The sequence below is a fragment of the Rheinheimera texasensis genome, from assembly GCF_964031785.1.
Taxonomy (GTDB): domain Bacteria; phylum Pseudomonadota; class Gammaproteobacteria; order Enterobacterales; family Alteromonadaceae; genus Pararheinheimera; species Pararheinheimera texasensis_A.
Genome location: NZ_CAXIRE010000006.1, coordinates 1 through 20,155, shown reverse-complemented (window position 1 = coordinate 20,155; position 20,155 = coordinate 1). Strand labels below are relative to the sequence as shown.

Genomic DNA, 20,155 nt, shown 5'->3' with positions numbered 1-20,155 from the left:
GGTTGACGTCGCAGCCAGCACTGTTTGCGGGCGAGAAAGTTTTTTGTTAGCTGCCACTGTTTAGCATTTGATTAGCAATAGCCAGACAACCAAGAGACAGACATATTGTTGATCCCGCAGGGACTTTAAGGGCAGTATCTGTGGATTGTGAAGCGCTTGTCACAGACCGTTGAGTTATTACGCCAACAACTTCCCCCTTCCTGTTAACGACTGGCCCACCACTTGCGCCCGGATGCATTCCATTGTCTGCGTAAAAGCTGGCTGTCTCGACTGAAAGATCCAAAGCCGAATTAGTTGATACCAGCTTTCTAATATTCCCAACTACAGAGCGTTTTATTAAAGGTCCCATCATGTCAGCAAGATAGCCTTGATTCATTGCTGCCTTAAATTCTTTCACCCCTTCACAACTATTACTCATTAATTTATCGAGACCAAATGACATTGTTAACTCCTCGGGATATCCAGCAAGAAAAACTTCTTCTCCAAGATCTGGATACTCTGATGAAGTAACAAGGTGTGGAAATATAGTGTCAGTGCTTTTCTTAGGATGTATTACAGCTATATCAAGTTGGAGACTATCAATAAAACCTTGGCATTTAATAGTAAAACCACAAAAAACATTTCTGTATTCAAGTACTTCAATGCCTGGAAACTTAACTAAAATTTTAACATTAGGGTCTTCTATATCTTTAGTTAATAGTGGAAATCTTCCAGTTACAACATGCCCAGCTGTAACGACTTGTCCCTGATCATTTAGAGAGAATCCTGTCCCTTCACTAATTTTTTCATCATCCAAAAAGACAGTTATGTAGCAACACGCTTTTCCTATCTGCTCGTAAAGGTCTTTATACATATAGGATATCCATCGATGTTGCAGTGGCAGATGATGTAAAGAGCAAGTGATACTCCTTGTTTGCTTATTTAAGATTCCCATTATCCTAAAATCTAAAACTAGTGCTATCTACTATCGCGTCTTTTGCGTGATTAAAAGCAACTTTAGAAGTTCTACCGCCAAGATACATCGACAAAAAATAAGTTTGAGCAAACTGTGAAGCTATCGCACCGTGTACAGAATGGAATGGTGCAGCTATATCTTCGCAAATTGCGGTTTTGGAAAATGGTTTAGAAAACTTCTGCTGCCCTGTTTTACAACATAAAAACAAAAAATGCTTTTTGGGAGCGCCTCTTACCCTGAGAGAATTCCCTAACTCAGTTGCAGTAATCCACTCGTCGACACCAAAGTAGATAGCATCGCTTCGACCGTGCCCTATAAATACAACATGACTTATTTCAGACTGTTCCTCTTTCCAGAATTTTGTAAGTTCAGCCAGTGAACGAACTTTAATTCCTATGGCTTCATCTTCTGCAAGAAGTAATCTCAAATGATGAAGTGTTGTTTTGTAAAGAGGGTCGATCAAAAGCAGCTCACTCTTATAATCGCCTAACGCAACCACAAGCGCTTTAATGTGCTTTCTTGCAAATGACACAGATATCCAATCAGAGGTTGCTCCATTAGGAAGGTCAACTTTAATCTTACTGGGCCCTCGATCAACCACCGTTGTACAGTAAAAAGAAGAAAAGCCATCTTGGTCTAAACCTATTTTGGAGCGAGGTACATAGACCTTGTCCCCAATATTTTTTTCATTTGCCAAATTCTTCATCCATAAAAGCTCACGCCGTGTTAAGTAGTGAGCAATGCTACCAACGAACTTAACCATACCACCGTATACACGAAACCCAACGATGACATGAAAAATGCCATGCTTTGGGAATATGTCTTAAACGCTTTGTTACGTGACTTGTGAAGCAGAGCTAAATACTACGTAATCTGGGTCATTTTTGTCATCAATGATCTCTTTCTTCGTACGGAAATTTATGTTGTCCAATCGGATTAAGTTCTCAATATTTGGTGCTAGCTGACCACTCTTATCCATTTCTACGTTAGTGATAAAGAAAGTACCAAAACGCTCATAGAAGTACTTAAATAAAGACATACTTCTGTCATCACTTGGGTTCATTTCGTGATGACGGCTAATCGTCACCATCAGTGACTCGTCAGGAACCATGCCTAACTGTTCCATCTTTTTGATAACAACTTTCCAATTAGAGCCAAAATGTACTTTGTAATCTTGGGGAGCGGCCTCAGATATCTGCTCGACAACACTAAGTCGTATCTCACCAGATTTGTCGTAAGCACCAATCTGCTTTTTCAAACGTCGGAAAATTTCTGCGCCAGCCTTATTGTTATCATAAACGAAACCAAGAATGGGTGGGTTTCTAAAGTCCATATCAGCAACCACAGACATTGCTTTCCATTGAGCTTTGTTCCATAAGTCAATATCTACGACTGAACTAATGAACATACTCTTGCGTTCTTTCGATTCTAGCGCTGGCGCTTCAATTGTCTCAGTATGGACTTCGCCTAAAGCAGGACGTCTAGATTGATTTAGCCCAAGTAGTCTATTCCTCAGCTTCATTTTTTGCGCTTCTTCTGAGATACAATAGTGAGTATATGGTTGCAGAGGTAATGGGATAGAATCTAGCGAGCTTCTATTGAAAACAATAGGGATGAATTTATCGTTCTGAGTGTTCAAATTGTAAAGCTGCTGAAGGATTAGATTAGTTTCCCACTTTACGCCTCCGCCCTCAGATTTACCTGAGAAGTCATTAGCACGCTCGTAGAAAAGTGGAGTGCATACGATCAAAACATAATTAGCTTCTTGTATTTGACGCATCATCCATTTTGGCCAGCCTTCAACTGGGGCTTCTTCATATTGGTCGATCTCAGCATCAATACCTTGGCTACGGAGGTAATTTGAGAATTCAAGCACTGAGTCTGATAGTTGTTCAGATTCATGCGCATAGCTGATAAATACTTTATTAGTCATATAATAACCACAACAAGGTAAAGGAGAATTGCATCACCTTACTAAAAACTCACGAGTTATTCTTTATTTTATTCAATCACATAACGCTAATATTTTTGTCGCTCAGAAACTGTTTGTTAGGTGCTTTCACACAGTAGCACTGCAACTGCCCGATCCTGCAGCCTTGTACTTACTTTTAAATTGCAGCAGCGTTACCTCTTGAAAGTAAGTTCTGTCTTGCAGAGGACCTCTTCCTGTCTTTAGTGTTTCCTGTAACTTTTCATACAGCTCGAAGAAAGACAACATTTCAACTAGATCGCATAAGTTTACTGCCCAGAACCTCTGAGCTCTCATTCCGATCGTGATAGATAAAACGCTTTTTGCGTCAAATACAACCCAAGATAGACACCGGTAGGTGCCTTCATTATCCACGCCGATCCAATAGGACGGAACCATTTGGCCGATTACTTTCTGCTTGTGGAGCTTTTGGAACGCGAGCTGGACATCGAGGGATATCCAATAAGGCCACTTAGTTCCTGGCCTGGTTTCATCCCTCAGGATGAAGGCCATATCAAAATCTTCGTCATAAGGGACGAGTCCTTTTTTCTGCGCTTGTCCAAAGGCATCGGCTAGGAACCATGCCTCAACAAAGTATGTAAGAAGATCTAAGCCCCGATATTTCTTCGACAAGTAGTTGGCATTGACCCTGAGCAAACCGTGGGAGAACCGCTCACACAACGTATTCTTCAAAGTATCCCGTCTTCGCTGCTCCGCACTACTCTTGTGAAGCGGGCCATCAAACTCAACGCTAAAAAGTGGCTGGAAGTCCGCATCTGCAACTAAGAAATCGAAGTGAGAGCGCAATGCGTAGCTGAATTGCTCTTTAGGTATACCGCTTTGATTTATTTCGAAGACATCCGCAAGGCGGACTTTTGGAAAAACACGCGCACCATTGCGCTCACAGGGACCTTTCAACGCCCCGTAAGTAATTTCTTCATAACGATTTAGGAGGCGTTGATTCATGCTTCTTGTACCTACTGCCCCAGCGAGCGAAGAGAGAGCCTTGAGTGGTTTGTTAGCTTTACAACCAGTTGTAAATAAGATCACCATACCCCCAAATGACTGTGCCAATAGCGCCCATGGAAAAAATAGAAAGCTCATGCTTAATAGCAAAAGTTGGTTCTGAACGCCATTGAGCTTTACCGGCTCTTCTGCGATAAAAGTCATCCCTTTCAGAACGCAAATCACCGTCACCGAAATCGATTAAAGTTTCGTTCACCATACGGTTAAAATTTAAAAATAGAAATTGAATGAAAATACTTAGGAATACCAATAGAGAGCCACATCTTTGAAACCAAATATCATCTGGTTCACTTGTGAAGTTATTGAAACCTAGAAATAAAATTGGCACGTACAAAGCTTCAAAGAAAAATATCCATCTTAAAAAGCTCGTATAATTTTTTTTAAAGTCAGATCGAGTTACTACGATTCTGCCATTGTGAAGATTCAAATTAAACTCCCTGTAAAGCTAACTATCAAATTTAGCGCGGGAAAACGCGCATGCGTTTTGCCGTCGCAGCCCATGCGAAGCATGGGCGATTAAGATTTGCTTGTTAGGGCTGTACAGCAAACTGCCATTTATCTCTATTTGCATAGAACACCCAATTTAATTCCACAGGAACAACGTAAACAAAGAGAATGGTCGTTGTTTCCTGAAACTCTTTAAAATTCATCCAATTTAGAACGAATGACTGCTCTAGACGATTACTTATTCCTGAAGCTTTGTTAACCCGTTCAAACGTCTCGAAAGCAAAAACCTTTTCTCCGATATACGGACTAAAACAAAGGTTAAATTCATTTTCTGTAAGCCAACCATGCGACACAGAAATAATTGAATCGACTAATTTCCAGTCAGAGTTAGTAGGCCGCAAATCTAAATCTTGTTCCGTGCGAACGATCTTCGTTAAACAAGAAAAATCCATCTGCCAACCTCGTAAGCCCTAACAATTTCATCAAAAGGAAAAACCACGCTTATAAGTAGGGGCAACCCATTTTAGTTTTTTAACATCCGAGAACGCTAACGTAAAAATACATCAATCTCAAGGCTTTAGCTGTAAGCCGCCTTGCGGCGGTAAGCACAAAGCAGGGGCAAACTCGCCAAGTGATTTTGCATCATATATTTAACATATTTGCATTCACCGTACTGGTCACTGCAAGCTGGCCAATAACTAAAAACAGCCACGAATAGCGCTCGAATTTTTAGCCTGCGGGCATTGAGAGAACAGCTCGAAAATTTCGAGATCCATGATAGCTTCGGTTTCAACAACGTCCGCTTTCAGTGAAAAGCGGTGTGATTCGATCATCGCTATAGGCATCGTCCACAAATGCCACTATCCCTATCTTTATGACAGATGTAAATATTGCATAAAGTAAAACAGCATCTATGCTTGATTTACAAAGGGATTTCGATGATTTTTGAGTATATTTTGCGCTATCTGATTCGCCCCAAGTCTCATTCAGACGAAAGCCTTGAGTTCTTCATGCTGCGGATTGCCAGGGGCAATGGCTACTCCGATTTCTCGACTTTTATGGAGTCTTTAAAAAGCAGTGTTACCAGCTCTTTTGCGGGACGGTTTGAATCCTTTTTACCCCAGGATATGGCGAGTGCTAACCTGCATCATGCACAGATATCCAGTCGGCGGCGTATTGATATGCTGCGCCAATTTGCGGAACTCACTGGCTGCACATTATCTGAGTTGCTGGATATCTGCCTGGCCCGAGGTGCGGTTACGTTTTCAAAAAAGCGTGTGAGCCTTTACCGGCAGGGTGTCAATGTTCCGCTGGAAGAGTTGCGACAACTGGATGAAATTCCCATATGTCCTTTGTGTATTAAAGAAACCGGGTATGGTCGGCAACTTTGGCATTTTCATTCATATGCGTCCTGCCATCAGCATGGCATTTTACTGATGCAACACTGTCGTTGTGGTGCATCTTTGAAGATGTTCGAGCAGACTTTTTCTGACAGTTGCTATCAATGCGGAGCGTCTTTGCTTGAGCAAGTTGAACATGCACCTGAATCGCAGCTCATTCTATCGGCCTGGCTGGCCGGTGAAGTAACAGAGCATCTGCCAGACGTTGGGCTCAGCCATCGATGGGGCCTTATCCATTGGTTCAGGTTGTATATCGCCCCCGCCAATTGCAAAGCTGAATACTCAATTCTTAGCTACTTTAAAGCTTGGCCAGGCATCTTGTTTGAAAAACTAAAGTCAGATTATGCAAAAGCTACTGAGCTTGCAGTGTTACCTGCAGATGAAATGACTTTTCAGGACGTTTTCGGTCAGCTCCTGTCTGTGTCGTGTCGGCTACCGGGCTCGGCACTCTCAGACAACATTGTGCTTAGAAGCATTGTTCGATTTTTGTCTGAGGAAGTGATCGATAAAGGTAGTCCACTCGGTGATTTAGCTATCAACAGCATTGAAGCTGCAGTTCTGCTTAACACGACCACCGAGCAGATAGCGTCGCTGTATGACCAAGGCATTCTGCAAACTAAGCATCAGCTTAAAGGCAGCCAAATTGCGACTGTGATTTCCCCTATATTTCGTTTATCCGACGTGCTCTGCTGCTGGCTGACGTCTTATCAAAGTGAGACATCAAACAGACGATATCTGGTTTCAAGGTGGTAACCCGGATGCATTTAAAGGATCTGCTACAACAACCGGATGTGCGGACTAGAAATACTGAACTGAAACGTGCCTTTAATGCCCTGAGTGACGTTGTCTGTATTGATGGCTCAGAGGTTCAAGCCATCCATATTCTGGTTAACCTGACGGTAAAACTCACTGCTGAACTTGATGTTACCTCGCAAGCAGAGGCACGCCGCTTGCTACGCTCTGAAGAGTGGTTAAGTAAATGCGTCGCGACCATCAGGTTCAGGCATACGCATAACCTAAAGTACCCAGATTACAAAAACCGCGGCGTATTGCGACTTGAATCTCTCGGTACGCTCCCCACAGGCTATATTTCGTCTCAGCTTTGTAAAGACCGGACCAGGCTGGGTTGGGCCCATAATTCTGCGGATATCAATTACCAGATATTTTTCTGTGCAGTCTTTAACTGGCGCGGCTCGGATTGCTGTATTGCAGACCTGATATGCCAAAAGAATACGATTTTCCGAGACATGCTTCTTGAAGCAGGGATGTATAAAAAGGATTTTCTGATGGTCTCGAAAGAGCTGCAGAAAATTGCTCCCAAGCAGACCATGCTTGAGCTGGGTCCGGAGTTACGTCAAATCAGGTTGCCATATCGCAACGCCTATTGTGCGCTGACCCCGGTGCCATCTCATGTCCTACAGCGCGAAATACATCTGGCATTAAAGATCGAGCGGATTCACCGGTGCGTGATTGCTCATACCCGAGCTGCCAGTGTAGGCGATTTGGCAGCTTCGGCTGCTGGCAAGGTTTTTACGTTCAGGACCGTGCCGCAGAAGCTGCGGATATGGCATACCGCGAAGCCCAAGTATGAATTGCCTGACTCGGAGTTATTCGCCTTAGTGCAGCTCACGAAGACTGAGCAGATGTTGTTAGCGGCCAACAATCGCAGGCGTCTGGTTGAAGACTGGAAGCGCGACGCACTGAATTACATTGATACCTGGAAGAAGGCATACAACATTCAGGGTGGGCTCGCTGTAAGCACTATCGTTGAACGGTTTAATGCCCACCTGAGCAAGACAAAGCTTGGCAGCAAGCTGGCCTATAATCCAGACGTTACCAAGCTACTCAATCTGTTGATTGATGATGCGCTACCTAGATCTGAAAACTCAACAGAGTTTAGTGAGCATCAGTATCTTCTATTACCGAGCATCAGGGTTTCTGGCGCATCGGCACTGAGTTCTGCATACACTGTAGGTGTCCCATCTTTGATGGGGATTTGGGGTTTCCTGCATGCGTTTGAGCGCAAAGTTCAACGCTTGGCAAACTGCAAGGCGTTTCAAATTGAGAGTTTCGCGGTGTGTTTACACGAGTTTGTCTTGGACAACCGCGGACTAACCAGAGAGACAAATCTGGACGGCAAAAAGCTCGTTGTTCCAGCAGTGTTGCCAACTCGTTATTGTGATTTGGTTGTAAGTTTTGTTTTAAAAATCCATGAATCTCAGCAGCAACTTGCGCCTGAACAATTGATTTCATGCTTGCCGAATTCACTGTGTCAGGGAGCTGTGCATATCAAAGTTGATGGGCTACAGCATATTCTTTGGCGGGATTCCTTTTATAAAACGGCTCAGAACATACCTGGAAAAAGAGGCCGTTGGTTGGTACCAGACTTGAGTTTTATTCCCAGTGATATGCAGTCTTTAGCTGCAGAGCCAAATCTACTGCTCTCAACTGTTGGTTACCAACTGTTGGAGACTCCGACGGAGAAAACTGGTGCTGTCGATGAGTTGCCACATGCTTTCGCTGAACCTGTACTCGGCAGTGTGCGCCAAAGCTATGCCAGTGCTGATGCAGTGGATAGTGAATTTTTCTGGAAGCTTGCGGTACTTCCAAATGCCTTTTTATTAGGGACTGAGGGAACTGAACATGAAGCTGCCCCAACGATTTAGCTACCGCCGTTCGCTATCACCCAGCGTGGGCGTTTTTACCTATCTGAGCAAACAAGGCAGCGAAAAACCGCTGCCTGTTAAAACAGTGAAGATCCTCGGTCAAAAGGAAGGCGTGACAGAAGGGTTTGATAACGCAATGACTCCTAAAGCTACCGCTACAGCAAAAAAACTTGGAGAAGGAAACCCTCATACCATTGAATATTGCCATGTGCCCTATGATGCGACCAAGCTGTTTTGCCGGTTTTCATTGACCGTGAATGCAAACTCAATGGTGCCTGAAGTTTGCAGCGACGTCGGTGTCAGAGAGTCAATGTCAGCGTTTGTACAGGCATATAAAACTGCTGAAGGGTTTAGGTATCTTGCAAAACGTTATTTGTCCCAGATCTTCTCAGGTGCCTGGCTATGGCGAAATCAGTATTCGCTTAGCACTACCATCAGAGTTCGTACTCATACCGGCCGACATTTGGTTGCTGAAAATGTACAGGCATATATAGGGCAAAAGGGCTGGCAGCAGACATTAGCTGGTTGGGCTGAATTGGTCGAAGAATTTAACGAAGCACTGACAAATCCCAATAAATTTCTACTGTGTGAAGTCGAGGCTGAGATTGTTCCAGTGACTTGCCAGGAAGTTTATCCAAGTCAGGCGTTCAGTGAGCGGGAAGACGCTGATGCTGTCGGCCGGATTTTCCAGAAAACTATGGCAGATGGTCTCGAAACGCCGATTTTGGGGGCATACAAAATCGGGGCAGCTCTCGCCCAGATTGACGACTGGTTTGATGATGCGGTTGAACCCCTGCGAGTAGGTCAATACGGTGTTGATAAGAAGACTGGCACAGCATTTCGGACTCCCGAACAAGGACGGGATTTTTTCAGTATTATCAGTCAAGTTGAACAACTTGCCGAGGACATTAAAAAAACTAAACAGCCCAACGACAACGCTCACTTTCTGGCTGCAAACCTGATTAAAGGTGGTTTATTTCAAAAAGGAGCCGCCAGTTGAGCCGGTATTTTTTCTATATTCGCTATTTGCCCGAGATCGTGAATTGCGAGTTCCTGGCTGGCAAATGTATCCGTATTCTGCATGCTTATCAGACGAAGTTTAAACTACGCAACATCGGCGTGACCTTTCCTGAATGGGAGCAAGACAGTATTGGACGCACCATCGCCTTTGTGTCCAAATCGCAAGGTGTATTGGTCATTCTCAGCCAGCAGAATTACTTTGTCCGAATGGCGGAAGAGGGATATTTCCAAGTTGGTGCTGTTCAGCTGGTACCTGATGGTCAAGAGCATTGTGAGTTTATTTATTACCGGGAAAGGCGGCTTGAAAAAGCAACTCCATCAGCTAAACGAAGGATGTTGAAGCGTTTGCAATTAAGAGCTGCTAAGGCAGGTGTTGAGTATGTACATAAGCCTGAGGTGAGCGAGTGCATTGAAGTGCCTTTCGTTCACCAGCTACCGAGTGGTAGCTCCAGTGGCGCAGATTTTTTGCTTTTTGTCGGGCGCATGGAATGCGAGCAACAAAAGCCCGCAGACTTCAACAGTTATGGATTGGGAAACCGACCAGAACAACAGGGATCAGTACCCTGTCTGAGACCTATTATTTTTGATGAAAAATAAGTCATTGATTTTATTTGTATAAACACTCTGGCGATAATTTATGGTTTGTTAGTGGGTTTTTAGGTAATAAACTGATTTTAAATGAATTTATAGTAATTTGTTTTAGGTGGTCCGCCGTATAGGCGGCTTAGAAAATGGAAGAAACAAGTGTAGTTGGGCATTGCATGTGGTCCGCCGTATAGGCGGCTTAGAAAAACCACATTGTTGAACGATTAGAACCTGAACTGTGGTCCGCCGTATAGGCGGCTTAGAAAGTTAACCAACAGGTAGTAGGCCAGTCGTCATCCTGATCCGCCGTATAGGTGGTTTAAAAACCGGATGCATAAGTTACAGGTTCAAATCCTGAATTCCGCCGAAAGGCGGCAGCTTGTTCTTTAGAGATGGCTATAAGTGAAAGCCAAACGCATCACTTGTCTTTTCTAGGGGCGATTTGTAGTTTTAGGTCAACGTTTTTGTCCCGATATTGCTATATTGAGCGTACAAAGTTTATTCTGAAAACATCTTAGTTTGGGGACTGTTCTCAAGGCATCTCATCTAGATGGTTGCAGTCACTCGGCTTTCATTGTCACATGGAGATGTTACCTTGAGTTTTTGCCTAACGGATATGGGGCTAGCTTATCGCAAAGCCAAAGTAGATCTTTATTACTCATCTCACCCCTGCTTGACCGCTATCGCTGATTACGAAGAAAAGCTTCAGCAAAACCTTAGTGAATTGCTAATTAAAATAACTGCCACGGATGAAAGTTGGGTCACGACTCCTAAATTCTTAGGTACCTGGACTTTAACTACCAAGTCGGTTAGTGCTGATGCGTGGGATAAACACCTCGAGGATAATGGCCACGGACTGATTTTCTCATCTCCGGCTGAAGAATGGGACTATCTTTGCCAAGAATTAAAAGCAAAACAAGGAGTAAAGCCACCAGTAGCTCAATTCAGAGTTATGGCAGCTTGTAGTTTAGACTTTCACGTTTTATCAACGTTATGGCTTTTAAAAGTAGGATATTTGTTTGACGCGAAGTTAACTAAATGCGCTTATGGTAACAGGCTACGTCGCACACAAGATGGCAAATCAATAAACCCGCTTTCCTTGGGTTCTTTTGCACCTTACCTGAAACCATTTAGAGATTGGCGTGATAATGGTATTAAGGCCATGCAAACCGCCTTAACTGAACAGAAAAAAATTGTAGCGTTGACAGCAGATGTCAGTTCGTTCTACCACGAACTAAACCCCGGCTTTATGCTCAATAACGAATTTATTGAGAACGTATTAGACATCTCTCTGGATGCAGATCAACAGAAATTACATCGGCTATTTATTAATGCGCTCAAGTCTTGGGCACTGCAGACTCCTTTAAAAAAAGGCTTACCCGTCGGTTTACCAGCATCAGCTGTAATTGCAAACGTAGCGCTGGTAGAGATGGACCGTTTTATAGAGCAACAAGTAATGCCTTTATATTACGGACGCTATGTAGATGACATCTTATTAGTAATGCAAAACGGCGCAAACTTTCGTTCTACTGCTGAAGTATGGGAGTGGTTATTTAGCCGATCATATGGAAAGTTAGGCTGGGTAGATAAAGCCGAAAATAAGGAAATTGCATTTTCTCCAAGCTATTTGGAAGATAGCAAAATACGTTTTTCAAATAGTAAAAATAAGGTGTTTCTGCTTTCAGGTGAACCAGGGCGGGCTTTAGTCGAAGCAATTAAACATCAAATTTATGCCAGAGCTAGTGAGTGGCGAGCAATGCCAAGAATACCTCTAAGCGCGGAGTACGTAGGGACGGATTTGCTTGCCGCTACTCAAAGTGATGGGGAAGCCGCTGATAATCTCCGTAAAGCTGATAGCTTGACGATGCGACGTGCAGGGTTCGCTATCAAACTTCGTGATTTTGAAGCTTACGAACGTGATTTGCCACCAGCAACTTGGCACGCTCATCGTAAAGCTTTCTTTTGTGCGTTTATTGATCATGTTTTAGTCCTCCCTACATTCTTCGACTTATCCGTGTATTTACCACGGGTTTTAAAACTTGCTACGGCGTGCGAGGATTTTGCGGCTTTGCGTAAAATATTGGAGGCTGTTACAACCGTCTGTATCTTGCTCAATAAATCATGCTCGATAGATATAAAGGCTAGCGAGGAGGTTAAATTACTGCCTGATGCAGAAATTCTCATGCGTTGGCGCGTCCAGTTTTTTAAGTCTGTATGCGAGAATATTGCAGCAGCATTTCCACCACGGTTATCAAAACTCGGCAAGCAAGCCTGGCAAAGCAACATGGCCGATTATCGCCCATCACTGGATAAAGAATCGAAGGCGAATTGGCCACAATCCGAAAGGGTTTTTCAGCAGCTGCAAGCTCGTTTGTTTTTCTTTGATCTGGCACATATGCCATTTCGCTTTATTGGTCTGCCCAAAGAGATGATTTCACAGAGGGGAATTCCTGCTCGAAAAGCAGTGATTAACTATTCACCAACACATGAACTCTTACCTGATGATATTAAAATTGGCGCGGCTGAGCTTAGCAGTTGGATTAAGTTCAGAACTATCCCAACCGGATTGATATTCGCTACACGGCCTTTTAACTTACCTGAACTCTTTATTCTAGACAGTAAAGCATACAAACCAGATGGCCATAACGCCCTACGTAGGGTAGTACTCGCAACTCGTGGTTTTCAACTAAACGAAAAATCACCATGTTTCGATCAGAAAGGTGTATTGCAGATCCCTGATGGCAACATTCCCGAGAAGTATGCGGTGGCGGTTTCTAGTTGGAAAACCAGCATGGAGAGTTGGACTGCTGCAGTAACGAAAGGCACAGACCCTGACGCATTGAGATATGCAAGGTTAAACCGATTATTGGATACGGTAATCAGTGAGCCACGACAAAGTCGTTATCTAGTTCTCCCAGAACTTTCGCTGCCAGCGCATTGGTTTATACGTATCGCCCGCAAGCTACAAGGCCGGGGAATTTCGCTTATTAGTGGGATCGAGTATCTACACTCACCCAAGTCTTTAGTTCGTAATCAGATCTGGGTATCAATGACACATGATGGTCTTGGTTTTCCTTCATTGATGATTTATCGGCAAGATAAACAACGGCCAGCATTACATGAAGAACAAGAACTACAGAGATTAGCCGGCCTTAGCCTCAAGCCTGTGCAACACTGGAGTGAGCCTCCGATCATACAGCACGGCAATTTCCGTTTCGCCTTGTTGGTATGTAGTGAGCTTACCAATATTCAGTATCGGTCGGCGTTACGTGGCAAAATTGATGCTTTGTTTGTACCTGAGTGGAACCAAGATACTGAAACCTTTAATGCACTAGTTGAATCCGCTGCATTAGATATTCATGCATACATTATCCAGTGTAATGATAGACAGTATGGCGATAGCCGGATTCGAGCTCCATATAAAGACAGCTGGATGCGAGATATTTTAAGGGTTAAAGGTGGTATCACTGATTATTGTGTCATTGGAGAAATTGACGTTAAATCACTTCGCAAGTTTCAAAGTAGTCATAGATCCCCATCTGGGCCTTTTAAGCCGGTACCTGATGGTTTTCAAATTGACCATAGTCGAAAAGATTTGCCTTCTTAAGTTTATTTTGAGGAAAGTGGTTAATCGATGTATGCATTATTATCTTGTGAATGTTTTCACTGTAAGTAATGTTAACTACAGATGATAATGATACGATGATTGGTGTGGGATAAGTGTGGCTTCGTAATTAGGTGGATACTAATGGCTCGTTCCAGAAAGCAGAATAAATTACATAAGAATCCGCCGAATTTTGACGGTAAGGCTATTACAAGATACGTTTCGCTTAAAAAATTGTTCGCCTTCTTCGTTGGGTCTGGTTTATTAGTTGTACTTTACGGGGCTACGTACCAACATTTTGTAGGCAACGTTTCTTTAGAGTTTATACAATCAGTTGGAAGAGCATATGAATTTCAGTTTAAAAACGATACGCCTTCAGATCGTACCCTTAAAACATTTCGCATCGAACTTCCCAGAGTTCAAAGGGTTGTCTTCAAGATATCGGATAACTTGCCACTACATGTCAACAGCGATGGGCAACTAACGCTACCTGGAGGCAATCTGAGTTACGTCCCTGCGACAGAGTTTAAAGAGCTTGATGGTCAAAGACTTCAAGCAAACTCATCATTAAAGTTCAGGATTCCTCCACTTTCGAGCCGCTCTTGGATGGTGCCAGAAGCCACCATTGTAGATGTTCATTACGAACTCGAATCTTCTAATTCTGCTCTTTGGGCACTCGAAGAGTTTCTAAGTGTTATTGGCATTCAATCCAGCATTCGAACAAACCGTTACTTAGTCGTTGATAACTATTGGACCTTATCTCAGTCTACTTCCATTGACGAAGCCATTCGAATATTTTGCCGTGATAATGAAGACATGAGTAAATCAAGCACATGCTCTAATGTACATTGACTCATTTCACGAGTAAAACTCTGGCCGGACTTTCAATTTTTGAGAGAGTTTGAATTAATATAATTGGTTTTTAGTTTGGTGTCGGTGTTTGCCGGTAAAAACTTTGTAGTTTTCAGTTATGCATGGCTTTTTCAAATACTATTTGGATTGCAGCAGTCGTCTATCAACCTCTAGTTGATCGAGTATAAAGCGCATGGTTTGTAGCAGTGTGCCATCGAAAGCTATACAGGACTCCAACGCAGAATACGTGTTATTCCTCACATCGGGAGCAAAGTTGCGCAGACTCTGCAATATAGGAATAAGTAAGTCAATGTCAGAAACAATGGAATTTGTATACTTGTTCATCATCTGTGAGTATGCGAGCCAGATAGCGCGCTTATTATCATCTCTTATATACAGCACGGACGAAGACGCTGGAGTGTTGATGCATTGATAAAGAAACCATCTCCCTACAATCTCTGGCACTGTAAGTTTCTGGTAATACTGCTGGGTTGCCTCCAAAATATCCAGTACAACTATCGGGTCTATAGGTCGTATTAGCTGCGCTGCCTGCAAAATTTTCAGCACTATTATTACGATCTCGTTGTCGGAACCGTTTCCCAAGATAATTTTGTTAAAGAGGTGACCGAATGGCGTTCCTGTAAAATCCACGTACACACGTTGAGGCAAGCAATGTTCCAATATAGTGGCTGCGTAATCAATACGAATATTGATCCCAATAATAGCTGGTAATTGACTATACATACCGATTAACTGAGCCTGCACAACACCATCAATTTGGCCTTTCCGGTACAGATACTCAATAACATTAACGCTATTACCCGAAGGGACAGAACCATGTAAGTGCGATACGGCCCAGACGAGGTTTTGATCATCGCAGATGAACATCGCGCCGGTCTGTTTGACTGCGTCCGCGTACAAATCGAATGCTAAAGCATTACTCAAACCAGTTGTAGGCTCGATAATAGTAATTTTGGGTAAAATGGCGTGCAAGGATTTGAGGATGTCTTCGGCTTCAATAGTACTCCATGAACCTTCCCAAATGTTATGCGCATCCCGAATAGCATTAAAAGTGGATTGTAGTATGTAACAGCGGTCAGTGGCGATTAAAGCGGCATCCAATGCCCCAATCTCATAGAGAATAAGCAAAGATGTCTCGTCGAAAAGCAAGTGCAAGCCAACGCGGGTTTGCTGTTCAAAGGATACCCACGTAAGCTGCGGCGCATGTTTGATTTTAAATTCCAGGTTCTCAGCAGGAGTTGTTTGTGCTTTATGCCAAAGCGCAAAAATGTCTTTAATGCCTAACATGAGCCGAGTTCGCACGACAAAAGGTGCTAGGAGCGATCCATCGCGAATAGCCTGTGTGTTGATTTCGCTCTGTCTTATCTGGTCGTCGGTAGTACCTGATATTTGTTGAAGCTGCCTAAGTAGTTCTTCCGGGGTGACATCAACGTGTAACATTTTTTTCCACAGAATTGGTGAATCAGGGAACTGTTCTGTGTAAGTTCTGAGGCGCGCTTGAAACTCAGCTTTTGTTTCAGCGGTATCTAAGTGACAACTACTGACGGTCAATGAGAGCATCAAGAAGCTACCTTCTTCCCGCATACTGTTTTGGTCTACGAGTCTGCCATATTCGGCCAATGCAAATTTGAGGTCTTCACGATATGCTTTGGATTGAACATAAACCATCAGTAATCGGCTTAATACCTCGACTCTCAATTGCCGTGTGGTAGCCTTTGCATAGAGTGTTTTAATTTCACCAATCACATCCTCCAACAATCCCAAACTCATGCTGATTTCAATGTAAAACTGCAATGCTTCGCTCGAAAGCTGAACAAGCTCAAGATCTTTTTTCAACACGGAAAGTGACTCCCCCAAGCGGCCTTGTGCCTTCAAACTAGCCGCTAAGATGAGAGACCAAGTTATACCGTTATCACCGGTGCCAACTTTCTTGGTCGCAATTCCCTCTGCACTTTCCCAATCCTTTGTAGTTAAAAAGCTGTGTGCTCTGGTCAAGTAGTGCTCAGGTGAAAGCTCTTTGTGTAATAAAATGAAATCACTCAACGATATGATGATATTTGCAGATTCTTCATCCTGTGCGTCAAGGTTTTCCAGAAGGCATTGGGCGATTGGTAATGGTTTTCCTGTACTGCAATACACATTATGCAGATGTAACAGATGCTCTTTCCGTTGGGCTGGATTGTCTTTGCATAGCTTCTCGCATTCGAGTATTGCAAGGCAGGTTCTGCCTTCCTCTGATGATTCCAATAATGCTGAGTATCGCCGTGCGACCTTATGTTCTAAAAGCTCAGATGCCCACTGCACGCCCATAGCTACAGCAGATAGTGCGCTTGGATTACTCAAATCAAATAACTTGTCCTCACTACTCATCAGTAGCTTAAGAGCATCTTTCTTTCGGCCCATCATATAAGTGCTTATGATAAGTAAATAGAGGTCAAAACCATCGGGTGCTATGAGTCGCTGGATGACATTGATTACGTCCGCAAAACGATTCAGGTGCCATAGTACTCGGCTGTAATTCCGGGTCAGCGCTTGGTCTTTAGAACGTTCTCGATAGAATGGCTCTATATGCTGAGCCAGTTCGCTCAGTCGGTCAAAGTAACCACAAACTGGCAAGCTCACAGTGATGAGTTGGTCAATATTTGGAAGATGTGGCAGTTCCAAGGATAGGGCCCAGGCCCGGCTAATATGCGTCATTGCTCTATTCATCTTGGACGCATTGTAAGTTGCCAGTCCGTGTACGGGCACCAACAGCATTTCGCTTGTATCTTCAGCAAAGTGAACGAAGTAAAGTCGTCGGGCAGCTACTACATGGAATATGTATTCATCATGAATATTATGAAAGGAAAGCTGGTCTGCCTTCGCGAGCAGGGCATCAGCGTCGAGAAACCTTTCGCCAACACATAAGATAACAAGTCTTCCTGCTATACGCTCTGAGTATTGAGTCTCCATCAAAGTAAGAGCATCATCAACCTGCCCGAGAAGTGCCATGCATTTCGCTTTGAGAAAACAGCTTTGGTAAGACTGTGTGTCTGAGGCATCTATAATATATTGCAAGATCTCAGGAGGAAGTTCTTCTTCATTATCGAATAATGATTCAAGATAAGCCAATTTGTAACGCTGGCGTTCACAGGCCTGATGGGCGTGTAAATAGTGAGTTTTAGCCCCATCTTGGTTTCCTTGATAAGAGAGCAGACGAGCCATTTGAAAGTGATACTCCGCGCACTCGTTTGAGGTTAGACCGGATAATTGTTGTGAAATTAAGGAAAGAGCATGGTCTGCCAGAACAATCTTGTTAGAAGACAGCAAGTTCCAACTGTTCTCAAGTGCTGCAGCATTCGATCCTTCAGGACTGTGCACCCAAGGTGCGTCTATTGGATTTGCCATGCTGTCCAAGTAAATTGGCTTTTGTTCAAGGCCTCTGGTAATCATGTCGATGGCTGGCGTGAGTGGCATGTTGATGTCAGACAGTTGCTTTTTAAGCCCGGAAACGGCTAACTGTTCGGTAAACCTGTTCTGGAAGTATCCGAACAAATCCAGTGTGCTAGTGACCAAATTATTGGTTGGTATTTTAACCGAAACGGTATTCTGACCTTCTTTGCCGGCAAGTTCTAAGAAAAAAGCATCCTCCAAGATCAGATAATAAATTGGGCATTTATACCAAGCTCCGCCATGATCTTTCAGGTCCACCATTGCCAAAATGACGGCCGGTTCTGTTGCGCGGTAATACATGATGGTCGATAGCTTAATGTCAACGGTGATGAATTTTTTGTCTGCACTATAGACGGGGTTCATGGTGCCTTTGAGCTGGAGATAGAAATTAAAGGAAACTTCATCATTTGTGTTTTTGATTTGCATTAGGTAATCAATACCAAAATCCGTGTCACCAGAGGCCGGAGTGTGGATCCATGAAACGGGTATTTGGCTCAATAAAGATCGCTCTGCGAGTCGACCTATTTCCTGACTACTGCTCTCTGTGGGTAATTGATTCAAAAACAAGTCCTTAATTTGTTTTGCTCGCTGTGCAATCAAGCGGGTTACGGGGCGTCTGTAGTCTCTACCTATACAACGATATGCTAGCTGATATAGCTAAGCAACTTGGTAACCGTTAATACATGCTATTGCTATCAATTGAGCAGACATTTAACAGTAGGACGGTTTCATACCCTACCAGCACCCTATCGTTGACAATAAAGGTATAAGATCACTATCGTGGCTGCTTAGTTTCTAATTATTCTAGTTAGTGTAAGGAATTAAACTTGAGTATTAAGTCTGGTCCAAAGCGAAAGAATGAAGATGGCACACCAGATAGACGGCAGTGTGTTACTCCCGAGAAACAGAATGACCATCCTGATTTAAATACCTAAATGTACAAAAAAGATGAATAAGCGATTTAACAATAAAGTATAGGCTCGTTTGGGCGTTATATTAGAGGAATGCTTTACGTATTAGCAGTGTTTTATGCAAAATTACCTTTTATGGTGTTCTTCAAACTGAAGCAGATATTACGAAAATATAGTGGCGATAGGGAGCAATAAATGAACCAGAACTACCAAAACAGGTTATGCCTTTTTCTGGACATTTTGGGTTTTTCGGCACTGGTGAAAGATGAAGAGTGCAGTCTTGTTCATCAAATTATTCTGAAGATTAAGCGAGAACTTAAATCTAGTAAAGACTACATGGAGAAGATTGGTAGCAACCCTATTGCTACTACGTTTAGTGATTGCATTGTGCTGTCAATTGAAGTCAAAAACTCAGATGTTGAGCAAGCATCAAACATTTTAGTCAGCGCCACGGTGAAAATGCTGCAAGACATTTACCTAAATCAGGCTGTCGCATTAAGAGGGGGGATGGCTTACGGGAAGTTATATCATAAAGCTGATGGCGTGTTTGGTCCTGCGATGATTAAAGCGTATGAGCTAGAGAGCCAGTTTGCTGACTGGCCAAGAGTTATCTTTGATAGAAGTGTTATCGAATATTTCAGCGATAAAAATGGTTTACAAAGTATTGGCTTTACCAATTATGGTGATGGCTTTTGGGGTGTAGATTGCTTAAACCGCATTGAGGATGTTCTAAATCTTGAGCGACTGTACCTACTTGAACGTGAGCCAGCTAAAGAATATTTAGGAAAACTGCATAACATGGTTGATATTACCCAAATCAAGTTGAAGCAGCACTATGGAAATCCGAAAGTGTATTCCAAGTATCTAAAGCTGAATGTACGTATGCAGTCACTACTTAAGAAATATGATCAAATCCCAGTCCCTATTTGACTTCTTCCTCAGATTTAAGCTTGCCTATGAGCTCTTCACGCGAGCAGATTGGTAATCTAGCTCATCTGGGCAGTATGTTACTTTCATTTATGATCTAACAATTACAGGAATAGCGAAGGCTACTGGATAAAAGTTCAATTTATGGTTAAAATTTCAAAGTCCAATTTATGGTTGAGTTATTGATAAGTGTTTGATTTTATTTGAACGTGTAAGTTCATGTTATGAATTAAACGACATTTATAGCACCCTGTCGGATGAGAACCTGTTGTTCGACAGCGGTTTGCCTGGAGCAAACCGGAACGGCGCAGCCGGCCCGTCAGGGCGAGTATCAGGAAGA

Annotated in this window: 14 protein-coding genes and 1 CRISPR repeat array; of the genes, 7 read left to right on the top strand and 7 right to left on the bottom strand. The window is 43.1% G+C overall.

Going from position 1 to position 20,155, the window contains the following annotated elements:
• Nucleotides 1–46 precede the first annotated feature (46 nt).
• The 6 genes from ABNT34_RS00495 to ABNT34_RS00470 all read right to left on the bottom strand — a co-directional run bounded on the left by ABNT34_RS00495 (nt 47) and on the right by ABNT34_RS00470 (nt 4,849).
• A complete protein-coding gene (locus tag ABNT34_RS00495; protein WP_348727789.1) occupies nt 47–853 on the bottom strand; it encodes a serine protease in 807 nt (268 codons plus the stop codon).
• 85 nt (nt 854–938) lie between these two features.
• Nucleotides 939–1,718, bottom strand: a complete 780-nt coding sequence (locus ABNT34_RS00490; RefSeq protein WP_348727787.1) for a hypothetical protein — start codon at nt 1,716–1,718, stop codon at nt 939–941.
• Nucleotides 1,719–1,790: 72 nt separating this feature from the next.
• Nucleotides 1,791–2,888, bottom strand: coding sequence for an SEFIR domain-containing protein (locus ABNT34_RS00485; RefSeq protein WP_348727785.1), 1,098 nt, complete (start codon nt 2,886–2,888; stop codon nt 1,791–1,793).
• Nucleotides 2,889–3,014: 126 nt separating this feature from the next.
• Nucleotides 3,015–3,890 (bottom strand): DUF2726 domain-containing protein, encoded by an 876-nt coding sequence (locus ABNT34_RS00480; RefSeq protein ID WP_348727783.1) that lies wholly within the window; start codon nt 3,888–3,890, stop codon nt 3,015–3,017.
• Between the two features lie 58 nt (nt 3,891–3,948).
• The gene (locus ABNT34_RS00475) at nt 3,949–4,377 is read right to left on the bottom strand and encodes a hypothetical protein (protein WP_348727781.1); all 429 of its coding nucleotides are present in this window, start codon (nt 4,375–4,377) and stop codon (nt 3,949–3,951) included.
• Nucleotides 4,378–4,480: 103 nt separating this feature from the next.
• Nucleotides 4,481–4,849: a hypothetical protein gene (locus ABNT34_RS00470; RefSeq protein ID WP_348727779.1), complete on the bottom strand. Its 369-nt coding sequence runs from the start codon at nt 4,847–4,849 to the stop codon at nt 4,481–4,483.
• A 486-nt stretch (nt 4,850–5,335) separates the two neighbouring features.
• On the opposite strand from ABNT34_RS00470, the gene ABNT34_RS00465 reads away from it, so the two are divergent.
• The 6 genes from ABNT34_RS00465 to ABNT34_RS00440 all read left to right on the top strand — a co-directional run bounded on the left by ABNT34_RS00465 (nt 5,336) and on the right by ABNT34_RS00440 (nt 14,524).
• A complete protein-coding gene (locus tag ABNT34_RS00465) occupies nt 5,336–6,550 on the top strand; it encodes a TniQ family protein (RefSeq protein ID WP_348727777.1) in 1,215 nt (404 codons plus the stop codon).
• 5 nt (nt 6,551–6,555) lie between these two features.
• The gene (locus ABNT34_RS00460) at nt 6,556–8,463 is read left to right on the top strand and encodes a type I-F CRISPR-associated protein Csy2 (protein ID WP_348727776.1); all 1,908 of its coding nucleotides are present in this window, start codon (nt 6,556–6,558) and stop codon (nt 8,461–8,463) included.
• A complete protein-coding gene (gene csy3, locus ABNT34_RS00455; RefSeq protein WP_348727774.1) occupies nt 8,441–9,463 on the top strand; it encodes a type I-F CRISPR-associated protein Csy3 in 1,023 nt (340 codons plus the stop codon). The genes ABNT34_RS00460 and csy3 overlap by 23 nt, the downstream gene beginning before the upstream one ends.
• Nucleotides 9,460–10,080: a type I-F CRISPR-associated endoribonuclease Cas6/Csy4 gene (gene cas6f / locus ABNT34_RS00450; RefSeq protein WP_348727772.1), complete on the top strand. Its 621-nt coding sequence runs from the start codon at nt 9,460–9,462 to the stop codon at nt 10,078–10,080. Before csy3 ends, cas6f begins: the two co-directional genes overlap by 4 nt.
• A 105-nt stretch (nt 10,081–10,185) precedes the next feature.
• A CRISPR array of direct repeats spans nt 10,186–10,394; the repeat unit is 28 nt; unit sequence GTGGTCCGCCGTATAGGCGGCTTAGAAA.
• Nucleotides 10,395–10,618: 224 nt separating this feature from the next.
• Nucleotides 10,619–13,675 carry an RNA-directed DNA polymerase gene (locus ABNT34_RS00445; RefSeq protein ID WP_348727770.1) on the top strand — a complete coding sequence of 1,019 codons (3,057 nt, stop codon included), beginning with the start codon at nt 10,619–10,621 and terminating at the stop codon, nt 13,673–13,675.
• A gap of 141 nt (nt 13,676–13,816) precedes the next feature.
• Nucleotides 13,817–14,524, top strand: a complete 708-nt coding sequence (locus ABNT34_RS00440) for a hypothetical protein (protein ID WP_348727768.1) — start codon at nt 13,817–13,819, stop codon at nt 14,522–14,524.
• 138 nt (nt 14,525–14,662) lie between these two features.
• Here the strand turns inward: ABNT34_RS00440 and ABNT34_RS00435 are convergent, their stop codons facing one another.
• On the bottom strand, nt 14,663–18,538 hold the full coding sequence (locus ABNT34_RS00435) for a DUF4365 domain-containing protein (protein ID WP_348727766.1): 3,876 nt from the start codon (nt 18,536–18,538) through the stop codon (nt 14,663–14,665).
• Nucleotides 18,539–19,083: 545 nt separating this feature from the next.
• Here ABNT34_RS00435 and ABNT34_RS00430 point away from each other — a divergent pair.
• Nucleotides 19,084–19,818, top strand: coding sequence for a hypothetical protein (locus ABNT34_RS00430; protein ID WP_348727764.1), 735 nt, complete (start codon nt 19,084–19,086; stop codon nt 19,816–19,818).
• Nucleotides 19,819–20,155: the final 337 nt, after the last annotated feature.

Excerpts from the sequence above, each read along its gene's own strand:
- ABNT34_RS00495 (WP_348727789.1), bottom strand. The coding sequence starts at position 853 with ATGTATAAAGACCTTTACGAGCAGATAGGAAAAGCGTGTTGCTACATA.
- ABNT34_RS00490 (WP_348727787.1), bottom strand. The coding sequence starts at position 1,718 with ATGGTTAAGTTCGTTGGTAGCATTGCTCACTACTTAACACGGCGTGAG.
- ABNT34_RS00485 (WP_348727785.1), bottom strand. The coding sequence starts at position 2,888 with ATGACTAATAAAGTATTTATCAGCTATGCGCATGAATCTGAACAACTA.
- ABNT34_RS00480 (WP_348727783.1), bottom strand. The coding sequence starts at position 3,890 with ATGAATCAACGCCTCCTAAATCGTTATGAAGAAATTACTTACGGGGCG.
- ABNT34_RS00470 (WP_348727779.1), bottom strand. The coding sequence starts at position 4,849 with ATGGATTTTTCTTGTTTAACGAAGATCGTTCGCACGGAACAAGATTTA.
- ABNT34_RS00465 (WP_348727777.1), top strand. The coding sequence starts at position 5,336 with ATGATTTTTGAGTATATTTTGCGCTATCTGATTCGCCCCAAGTCTCAT.
- ABNT34_RS00460 (WP_348727776.1), top strand. The coding sequence starts at position 6,556 with ATGCATTTAAAGGATCTGCTACAACAACCGGATGTGCGGACTAGAAAT.
- csy3 (WP_348727774.1), top strand. The coding sequence starts at position 8,441 with ATGAAGCTGCCCCAACGATTTAGCTACCGCCGTTCGCTATCACCCAGC.
- ABNT34_RS00445 (WP_348727770.1), top strand. The coding sequence starts at position 10,619 with ATGGTTGCAGTCACTCGGCTTTCATTGTCACATGGAGATGTTACCTTG.
- ABNT34_RS00440 (WP_348727768.1), top strand. The coding sequence starts at position 13,817 with ATGGCTCGTTCCAGAAAGCAGAATAAATTACATAAGAATCCGCCGAAT.
- ABNT34_RS00430 (WP_348727764.1), top strand. The coding sequence starts at position 19,084 with ATGAACCAGAACTACCAAAACAGGTTATGCCTTTTTCTGGACATTTTG.